At 74.9% G+C, this 5688-nt stretch carries 6 protein-coding genes and 1 pseudogene; 4 read left to right on the top strand and 3 right to left on the bottom strand.

Annotation, left to right across the window (positions count from 1 at the left end; all coding sequences use genetic code 11):
• Nucleotides 1-50: 50 nt before the first annotated feature.
• The gene (locus ACWGIU_RS27535; RefSeq protein ID WP_453710159.1) at nt 51-629 is read right to left on the bottom strand and encodes an HD domain-containing protein; all 579 of its coding nucleotides are present in this window, start codon (nt 627-629) and stop codon (nt 51-53) included.
• A gap of 12 nt (nt 630-641) precedes the next feature.
• A pseudogene (locus tag ACWGIU_RS27530) lies at nt 642-1262 on the bottom strand (transcriptional regulator); the annotation flags it as partial.
• Between the two features lie 78 nt (nt 1263-1340).
• Here ACWGIU_RS27530 and ACWGIU_RS27525 point away from each other — a divergent pair.
• Both ACWGIU_RS27525 and ACWGIU_RS27520 read left to right on the top strand, forming a co-directional pair.
• Nucleotides 1341-1610 carry a hypothetical protein gene (locus ACWGIU_RS27525; protein WP_453710157.1) on the top strand — a complete coding sequence of 90 codons (270 nt, stop codon included), beginning with the start codon at nt 1341-1343 and terminating at the stop codon, nt 1608-1610.
• Entirely contained in the window at nt 1607-1873 is a 267-nt protein-coding gene (locus tag ACWGIU_RS27520) for a hypothetical protein (RefSeq protein ID WP_453710155.1), read from the top strand. The genes ACWGIU_RS27525 and ACWGIU_RS27520 overlap by 4 nt, the downstream gene beginning before the upstream one ends.
• Before the next feature lie 79 nt (nt 1874-1952).
• On the opposite strand, the gene ACWGIU_RS27515 is transcribed toward ACWGIU_RS27520, so the two are convergent.
• Entirely contained in the window at nt 1953-2141 is a 189-nt protein-coding gene (locus ACWGIU_RS27515; protein WP_356827187.1) for a DUF6104 family protein, read from the bottom strand.
• Between the two features lie 105 nt (nt 2142-2246).
• On the opposite strand from ACWGIU_RS27515, the gene ACWGIU_RS27510 reads away from it, so the two are divergent.
• Both ACWGIU_RS27510 and ACWGIU_RS27505 read left to right on the top strand, forming a co-directional pair.
• Entirely contained in the window at nt 2247-4394 is a 2148-nt protein-coding gene (locus tag ACWGIU_RS27510; protein WP_453710153.1) for a VMAP-C domain-containing protein, read from the top strand.
• Between the two features lie 93 nt (nt 4395-4487).
• Nucleotides 4488-5531, top strand: a complete 1044-nt coding sequence (locus ACWGIU_RS27505; protein ID WP_453710151.1) for an AAA family ATPase — start codon at nt 4488-4490, stop codon at nt 5529-5531.
• Nucleotides 5532-5688: the final 157 nt, after the last annotated feature.

The following is a 5688-nucleotide window of genomic DNA, read 5'->3' as shown; positions in this document are numbered from 1 at the left end:
GCTCCGAGCGGCCGGGCCGGTGTCGTACGCAGCCGCGCGCCGCGCCGGAGTCAGGGCTGCTCGCCGAGGGCGGTGCGGAGCCAGTCGAGGGGTGTCTGGGCCAACAGTTCATCGGCCAGTCGCTGCCCGGTCTCCGTCGTGAGACGGGCCCTGCTGTTGTCGATCCAACGCTGGGCATGGGCGTGGCCCTGGGCCTTGTACTCGATGCCCTGGAGCATGCACTCCAACTTGTCGGCGTCGCGGGCACAGACGGCCTCCGGTGAGTCCTTGGCCTCGTACTCGGCGACGAGTTCGCGAATCGCAGACGCGAGCACATCGGGCATGCCGGCGGTCTGGTCGGCTGTCACAGCCGCCGGATCGGCGCTGGACGCGTACTTCTTCCCGAGGTGGTTCACGTCGCCCGTTCGGGTCTCCTGGGTGTCGTGCCACACCGCGAGGAAGGCAGCCCGCGCCGGGTCGGCGCCTTCCAGTTTCGCGATGATCGACGCGATGAGGGAGGTGCGCCAGGAGTGCTCGGCGACGCTCTCCGGGTCCTTGACGCCGGCCATCCACCAGCCCGTGCGGCGCGCGTGCTTGAGCGTCCCCGCCTCGTAGAGGAAGCCGGCCACCGCGGACAGGTCGTCAGCCACTGTGTTTCTCCTTCATGCCTCGGCGAGGCGAATCGCGTACCGAATGCCTTCCAGCTCCCGACGCGCGCGCGGCGAGGGCCCGGTGCCATCCAACAACACGGGCAGCTGGTCCCGGAGGGTCCGTCCGGCTGCGGACGTCGCGCGCAGGAGGGTGGGGCGCGCAGCGAGCAGGGCCCACAAGGTGTGGATGTTCAGATCGAGGAAGCCGTGTTCGGGCGCGAGCCCATTCAGCAGGTGCTGGAGCACCCTGTTGCCGTGCCAGGTCCCGGGGCCGGGTGCGGCGATGAAGTCATCGGAGAGCTGGAGGTGGGGGCTCTCGCCGAGCCAGTAGGCCCAGTAATTCAGATTGGCAGCCTCGCCTGCCTCGTCGTCCAGAGTGGTGGAGATGAAGTGCCGCATGCGATCGCGGTCGCCCTGGCGGGCGGCGACGGCGGCTACGGAGCGGGCGGCCAGCCAGTGGGTGAGCCAGTCCCGTGGACGCTCCGCTCGCTGCTGCTGCTGCGCGAGCCAGGCAGGGGTGTCGGGGGCGTCGTCGTAACCGGCCAGGTAGAGGGCCTGACGGCGGAGCAGGAACGTGCCCGAGCGGGCCTCCTCCGCAGTCCGGCGGATGCGCCGGAAGAACCGTCGCCGGTCGCCCTCGTCCACGAGGCCGTCGAGAGCCGCGAGGACCGGGTCGTGGACCTCGCGCTGGCCCTCGCCCTGGAGGGGCCCGTGATCCACGACGCGCGCGGGCGCAACCACTACGCGCTCGTCGCACCGGGAACGGCAGAGCGATGGCGCTCCCGCAGTGCGGTGGAATGCCTCGGGGACGGGACCCACCTCGGGGTGCCCGACCCGGGACGGGACCGGTCGGTGCCCGGCCGGCCCCTCTACTGGGCCGCGGCCCCCGGCGCGGGGGCGTACTTCTGCCGTGTTGCCGCCGTCCGGCTGCTCGTCCGGGTGGGCGAGGCACGGCTCGCCGAGCCGGAGGCGTCGCAGTGACGGACCACCCCAAGGGCGCGTGCACACCGGCGGCGTACCTGCGGTGCTCCGGGTGCGGGCTGCCGGCCCCGGTCGTGACCCGGTACGGCGGCCCCATGGCCGAGTGCCGCCGCTGCCACTACGCGTGGAGCGTCCACCACGACCCGGTCGCCTGCTGGCGGCGGACCGCTACGGAGGAGGACCTGACCGCCCGGATCCGCGAGGCGGTCCCGCTTCTCGTTGCCGCGCGCGCCCTGCTCGACGAGATCGGCGGGTGTCCTTGAACCCGCCGGGGGCGGCGGGGACAGAACCGGCCAGTAGGTACTGTCCGCGGGCCCGCTCCGCCGCCCCCGCCGGAGTGGGTCAGGCGTCCTCGTCGTCCTCGTCGTCGTCCAGCCGGGCCAGCCAGGTGGCCAGACGTTCCACCGGGACCTCGAAGTCCGGGTTCAGGTCGACGAAGGTGCGCAGCTGCTCGGCGAGCCACTCGAAGGTGACCTCCTCCTCGCCGCGCCGCTTCTCCAGCTCCTCGATGCCGCGATCGGTGAAGTACAAGTCGGGCTCCGTGCCGTGATGGGGGTGTGCAGGGGGTGTTTCCCGCCAGGATAATCCGCCTATCGGCGACACCTCCCGCACGCGCCGTCCCCGGGTCTAGCCTGGATGCCCAACGAGCGGGGGGTGCGGATGACGGACGGGCGCACGACCGGGTCCGCGCGCGCCTTCGAGCTTCTGGAGCCCCTCGTCCAGGCGGCGACCGTACGCGTTCACGCCCCGCCGGGCGGGTATGAGAACCCTCGCAGTCATCGGACCGGTCCCACATGGGGGAGCGGCTTCTTCGTCGCCCCCGGCTGGGTCCTGACGTGCGCGCACGTGGTCGGCGAAGGGGGTGCTGCGGTGCGTCTGACGGGACGCGAGGTCGGCATCACCTTTTCCGCCGGGACCATCACCGGAACGGTCACCGGGCGCGTGGAGTGCGTACTGCCCGAGCGGCTGGAGGAACGACGGCCCGGCCGGCACGCACTGTGGGACCTGCCCGACCTGGCGCTGGTCAGGGTCCTCGCTCCCGTCTCGCACGCCTGCGTCTGGCTGACCGACCGCTCCAGACCCCGCTTCGACGAGGTCGCCTACTTCGGCTGCACCGAGGACCTCGGCACCCCCGAGATCACCGGCCGCACCACCCGCCTGCGCGGCACCGCCGGCAACGGCGCGGCCATCCGGCTCGGCGACGACGACGAGATCGAGCCCGGCATGTCCGGCGGGCCCGTGGTGGACCTCGCCCGAGGCGAGGTCGTCGGCGTGCTCAAGGCCCGGCGCCAGACGGGCGGCGGCGGGCTCGCCGTCTCCGTCGTGCAGCTGCGCACCCTCCCGATGGCCGCACGGGGGCAGGTGGGGCTCTACCGCCGGATCATGCAAGCCCATGACCTGTACCACTACGACCAGCACCTCAGCGATCTCGACAACCGCCGGACCTGGACGGACGTGCACGGCGAGCTCCCGCCAGAGGAGGGCGACCCGTACGCCGGCCGGGGCCGGCTCACCCCCGGCGAGCGCACCACCCTGTACGGGCTGCTGGCCGAGCTGCCCCCGCCCGGATCCTCCGAGGTCGTACGCGCCCTGGTCGAGGCGGCGCGCGGTGAGGAGCCGGACCCGCTGCCACCGGCCCCCTTGAGCTGGCGCGACGGGCTGGGGCTGCTGCACGACCCGCCCGGCGGGACGGGCGAGGCCGCGGCGATGCTCCGGTACGCGACGGACGTGAGCGTGGCCGAGTACCGCGAGCCGGCCACTCCCGGCGCGGACGAGGAGCTGTGGGACTGGGTACGGGCCACGGCCGAGCGGCTGTGGCGGCCGCTGCGGCGCGAGCTCGGCGAACGCCACGAGCGGGGTCTCGCCGAGCGGGAGCGGCGGCGCCGGGCCTCGGCCGGACGGGCGGTGCACGGCCCGGCGAGGCGGTCCGGCGGGCTGCCGCCCGGGGCCTCGGTGCTGCTGGAGGTATGGGCGCACGGCTGGGAGGACGTCTACGACTGGCGGGTCTCGGTGCTGGCCGGTCCCGCGCACGCCGGCCGGCTGACGCCGGTGGACTCGGGCGTACGGGCCACCCTGGCGGGTCTGCCGGAGGCGTTACGGGCCCCGCTCGCCGAGGGCTTCCGGCGCTGCGACACCCACGAGACGGCGGCGCTCCTCGAAGTGGCCGTGGCCCCCGCGCTGTTCGGGCTGGCGGTGGACGAATGGGTGGTGGTGGGCGGCGTCCCGCTCGGCGTGCAGCGGCCGGTGGTCCTGCGCCACCCCGCCGGCGCGAACCCGGGCACCGCGAGCCCCGGCGGCCCGGGCGGAGCCAGGGCGCACCCCGCCGACCGCGAGGGCACCGACGCGTCCGCCCGCTGGGCGCGGGTCCAGGCGGGACCGCTGCAGGACGAACGCGCCGACTGCGTACGGGGCCGCCCGCGCAGCCCCGCCACCGAATGGCTGACGGGCCTCCCCGACAACACCGTTCCGGTGCACTGCCGGGCGGCCGACCAGGAACCCACGCTCGGGTCGCTGCACGCGGTACGGGACGCCGGGTACGGGGTGGTGGTGACCCGGCGGCCGCCCCCGGACCCGGGGGCCTCCTGCGCGCCCTTCCACCGCGGGCTGCGGGAGGAACTGGCCGACGCCGGACGGGCCGACGTGCTCCCGGAGCGCCTGCAGAACCTGCGGGGGCGGGCGTACGGGGCCGACCCCGACGCCTACTGGGCGGCCGGGACGGGGCTGGTGTGGGAGGACCCCGCGCGGCCGCTGCCGGACGAGGAGCCGCTCCAGGGCGACCTGTGACGGCGGCGACGGCGCGACGCGAGGGCGGCGCCGGCGCCGGGTGGACGCGGGGTGGACGCGAGCGGCGGACGCGAGGGAGGGAGCAGGAGCACCATGAACGACGAGTGGCTCATATACCGCGGGGTGGGCGAGCCCCACGACGGGATCGACGCCCTGCCCGACCCGCCGCCCTGGCGGGACTTCGACGGCGGCCCCGTGGCGGAGCCGGGCGGTCCGGCCCGGGTCGCCGACGGCAACGTGGCCCGGCGGCTCGGGGCGCACCGGCAGGCCGCCGAGCTGCACCGGCCGGAACCGGAGGAGCTGGAGGCCATCAACGCGGCCCTGTACCTGCGGCGGCCGCTGCTCGTGACCGGCTTCCCCGGCACCGGGAAGTCCACCCTCGCGCACGCCGTCGCCCACGAGCTGAAGCTGGGCCGGGTGCTGCGCTGGCCGGTCGTGTCCCGGACCGTGCTCCAGGACGGCCTCTACCGCTACGACGCCCTGGCCCGACTGCAGGACGTCCAGATCGCGGCGAGCAGCGGCGGCGCCGGCGGTGGCCCGGCCACCGCCACCGCCACGGACTCCGGCGTCCCCGGCATCGGGAAGTACATCCGGCTCGGGCCGCTCGGCACCGCCCTGCTGCCGACCGCCCGGCCCCGCGTCCTGCTCATCGACGAGCTCGACAAGAGCGACATCGACCTCCCCAACGACCTGCTGAACGTACTGGAAGAGGGTGAGTTCGCCCTCCCCGAGCTGGAACGGGTCGCCGACGGCGAGCCCGAGGTGCAGGTGCTCACCGACGACGGGACGAAGGTCACCGTCCGCGGCGGCCGCGTCCGCTGCCACGCCTTCCCGTTCATCATCCTGACCAGCAACGGGGAACGGGACTTCCCCGCCGCCCTGCTGCGCCGCTGCATCCAGCTCAAGCTCGCGCAGCCCGGCGAGAAGCGGCTCGCCACCATGGTCCGGGCCCACCTCGGCGAGGAGGCCGCCCGCCTCGGGGCCGACCTGATCCGGGAGTTCCTCAGCCGTTCCCAGTCCGAGCTGGTCGCCGCCGACCAGCTGCTCAACGCCGTGTACCTCACCCACTACGCCGCCCCGCCCACCCGGGAGGACCTCGCCGACCTGCTCATCCAGCGCCTCGACCGCCCGAGGTGATCGGCCGTGGCCTCCGCCGGCGCGCCCGGCGTCCGTGAACTGGCCGCGCTGCTGCGCGCCGCCGGGCTCGACCCGTCCGCCGGGGAACTCGCCGACGCCCTGTGGCTGGCCGGGCACCTCGGCGGGCCCGGGCGGGCCGCCCCCGGCGGGCCGGGGG

Source organism: Streptomyces sp. NPDC054840, from assembly GCF_053611065.1.
Note: the sequence above shows the minus strand (reverse complement) of the source record. Positions and strands in the feature narration are given on the sequence as shown.